A 3,478-nucleotide genomic window follows, 5' to 3' on the forward strand; every position below is an offset into this window, starting at 1 on the left:
GCACAGCCTTCCAGGTCGATGCCATTGTCCAGCGCATGGATCAGCTCGGTCTTGGCGCAGCCGGTCAGCCCGCCGATCAACAGCATCGGGGCCTGCTCGGCACGCTCATCGATATGCTGACAGAGCTGCTGACGCATGGCCTTCCAGCCGCCCTCGATGCGCGGACGCTCGATCCCCGCTTCCTGCAACCACTGCTGACTGAGCTGAGAACGCATGCCGCCGCGGAAGCAGTAGAGAATCGCGTCAGGGAGCCGCTCGACGTGCTCGACCCAGGCGCGGATACGTGCGCGCTTGATCCCGCCGCTGACCAGTTGATGGCCAAGATGTACCGCCGATTCCGGGCCGACCTGCTTGTACTGCAGCCCGACGCGATGACGCTCCTCATCATCCATCAGTGGCAGATTGACGGCACCCGGCAAGGCACCAGCGGCGAATTCGACCGGCGCGCGCACATCGATCAACGGACGGCCGTCGCGAATCAGGTCGCAGCTGGCCGCCACGGTGGGCAAACTCATGGGCATCTCTCGGCAGACAGAACAGGATTGAGGCAATGGGCGGCGACTGGCTGACTGGCCGCACCATCAAGGGGCCATATTCTATCGCAAGCGTGCAGCCGCCCCCAGCCTTGTGCTTTCACGCCAACGGTGGCGTCAGGCGCACCCCCTGCCCCGGCCCGATCCCGGCCGGACCGAACAGCTGACAATCGGGGCAGGCAGCGGGCTGATCACCGTGGGCGCGATGCGCTTCGGCGACCGAGTCGCGCAGCGAGGCAATCGCCGCCTCGGCGGTATGGAAGTAGTTCTCACGCCCCATGCGCTCGAGGAAGCCACCGCGCTCCATCACTTCCAGCGCGTACATGCGAAAGCCGCACATGCTGAGACTGCCGCCGGCATCGCGCAGGCGACGCTGCTCGATCTCGAGCATCTCGGCGCCCGCGATATCGATGAAGTTGCAGCCGGTGCCCAACAGAATGACGTGCTTGCCGGTATAGCGCGCCAGCTTGCGCTGGACGTGGTCGACCGCCCCGAAGAACAGCGAACCATCCACACGCAGAATCACCACTTCCCGGCACTGGGCCAGCTGATAACGCTCGGCATTGCGCACTCCAAGCTCCGGGTGCTCCGGGTCTGGCGCCATCTCGACCAGACGGGGCCGTGAGGTGCGGTTCAGATACAGCACCAGCGAGACCAGCACCCCGGCGAAGATGGCGAACTCCAGCGGCAACAGCAGGGTGGCGAGGAAGGTGATCACCAGCACCACCGCCTCTTCGCGGCTGACGGCCAGAATCTGACGGATATGACCGACTTCGATCAGGTTGGCGGCGATCACCATGATCAGGCCTGCCATCGCCGGCAACGGCAGCCAGGCGGTCACGTCAGGCACCAGCAGCAGTACCGCCAACACGATCAGCGCCGCCACCACCACCGACAGCGGGGTGCGGGCGCCGGCATCATAGTTGGCGCCGGAGCGCGTGAAGGAGCCGGAACCGGCAAAGCACGAGAAGAAACTGCCCGCCAGATTCGACAAGCCCTGGCCGATGAACTCCTGGTTGCCGTCGATACGCTGATGCGAGCGCACGCCGATGGCGCGCGCGATGGAGACCGCCTCGATCAAGCCGAGCACCGCCAGCGCGAAGGCCGCCCCGCCCAGCGAGCGCAGGGTGTCAAAGCCCAGCGGCGGCAGGGAAAACGGCGGCAGGCTGCCGGACAGGGCGCCGACCATCGGGATACCTGCCGCGCTGCCGCCGAGCAATGCCGCGACACCGCAGCCGACGGCCATCGCCACCAGCATCCACGGCAGCTTGCGATTCAACCGCCGGACCAGCACGGCCGTGAGCAAGGTGCTGAGCCCCGTGATCAGCGTGGCCCATGAGGTATCGCCCAGATGCCCGAGCAGCGCCCACCAGGTGCCGAGAAAGCTCGAGGCATCGCCAAGCGCGATGCCGAACAGATGCTTGAGCTGACTGGTGGCGATCAAGACCCCGGCGCCGGCGGTGAAGCCGATCACCACCGTATGCGAGATGAGATTGACCAGCGCCCCCATGCGCATCAGCCCCAACGACAGCTGGATGATGCCGACCATGCAGGTCAGCGCCAGCACCAGAGGCAGGTATTCGGGACTGCCCGGCGCGGCCAGGGTCGAGACGGTGCCGAACACCACCATCGAGATCGCCGCGGCCGGGCCACTGACCATATGCCGCGAACTGCCGAACAGACCGGCGATGATCGCCACCACGATGGCGGCATACAGCCCATGCGCCGGTGGCAGGCCGGCGATCAACGCATAGGCCACCCCCTGGGGCAGCACCAGCACCGCGCCACTCAGTCCCGCGATCAGATCAGAACGCGCATCCCCGGGCGACAGCTGACGCATCCAGCCGAGAAAAGGCAACAGTCGCGACAGGCGATAGGCCGCGGCACTGGTGTGCTCGGGCCCCTCTGCCGTCTCGTTAGATTCGGGAGATTCGGGGGGCGGCGAGGAAGGAGGCGGAGTATCAGCGGACAAGAAGTATCTCCGTGGCGAGGCAGGAAAGAAGTCGTCAGCCGGTAGCCGCAATGTCCCTGAGCGTTCTCGGGGCGGGCTTGAAACCAGCGGTGATAAGTCTATCGCTGAAATCACTAATGAAACAGGGCCGCCACATGCTCGACAGCGACCTGCGGCCCTGCGGTCCTCGCACTATAAAGAGATATGTTGAAGAGACACGATGAAGAGACATGATCAAGCAACACGGCGACGAGACACGATAACGAGACACGAAGAGAGACAAGAAGAGAGACAAGAAGACACGGCGCTGGCCATGCCGCGCCCGAGCAGTGACAATACCCGTTCCTGACACCGCTGCGGACCCTGACGCCATGACCACCGACGCTACGCCGACCGATACCACGACTCCCGAGACGGCGGGTGGCTACACCCCGCCGCTGGATGCCAGCGAAGCCGAGGCCATCGACGCCACGCGCCAGTGGGTCGAGACGCACATCATCGCCGACAATCTGTGCCCGTTTGCCGCGCGCGAGATGGCACGCAACAGCATCCAGTATGCCGTGGTGCCCGGAGCAGGGCTCGAGCGCAGCCTGCAGGCACTCGGCGACGAGCTGCTGAACCTGGACGCCAATCGTGACGCCGAGACGACGCTGGTGATCTTCAAGGACGGCTTCCGCGACTTCGATACCTACCTCGAGCTGCTCGACTACGCCGAGGCGCTGCTCGAGATGCAGGGCTATGAAGGCATCTATCAGCTGGCCAGCTTCCACCCGGAATACGTGTTCGAGGATACCGAGGAAGACGACGCGGCCAACTACACCAACCGCTCGCCCTACCCGATGCTGCACCTGCTGCGCGAGAGCTCGGTCGAAGCCGCCATCAATGCCTACGCAGGCGATGTCGAAGAGGTTCCGGGGCGCAATGAAGAACTCATGCGAGAGCGCGGTGTCGAGCTTCTGGTCTCACGCCTCAAGGCCTGTGCTCACGCCGCCCG

Annotated in this window: 3 protein-coding genes; 1 reads left to right on the top strand and 2 read right to left on the bottom strand. The window is 65.0% G+C overall.

The window, feature by feature from the left end; genetic code table 11:
• A partial coding sequence (locus AC4FAH_RS10590) for a rhodanese-like domain-containing protein (protein WP_490246005.1) occupies nucleotides 1-515 on the bottom strand: 515 nt, incomplete at its 3' end.
• A 118-nt stretch (nucleotides 516-633) separates the two neighbouring features.
• Complete coding sequence (locus AC4FAH_RS10595; protein WP_287021061.1) at nucleotides 634-2,505, bottom strand: SulP family inorganic anion transporter; 1,872 nt, start codon at nucleotides 2,503-2,505, stop codon at nucleotides 634-636.
• Nucleotides 2,506-2,855: 350 nt separating this feature from the next.
• Between AC4FAH_RS10595 and AC4FAH_RS10600 the strand changes: the two genes are divergently transcribed.
• Nucleotides 2,856-3,478 (top strand): DUF1415 domain-containing protein (locus tag AC4FAH_RS10600; protein WP_490246006.1); only part of this gene is annotated, 623 nt, incomplete at its 3' end.

The sequence above is a fragment of the Cobetia sp. genome (genome assembly GCF_983723665.1).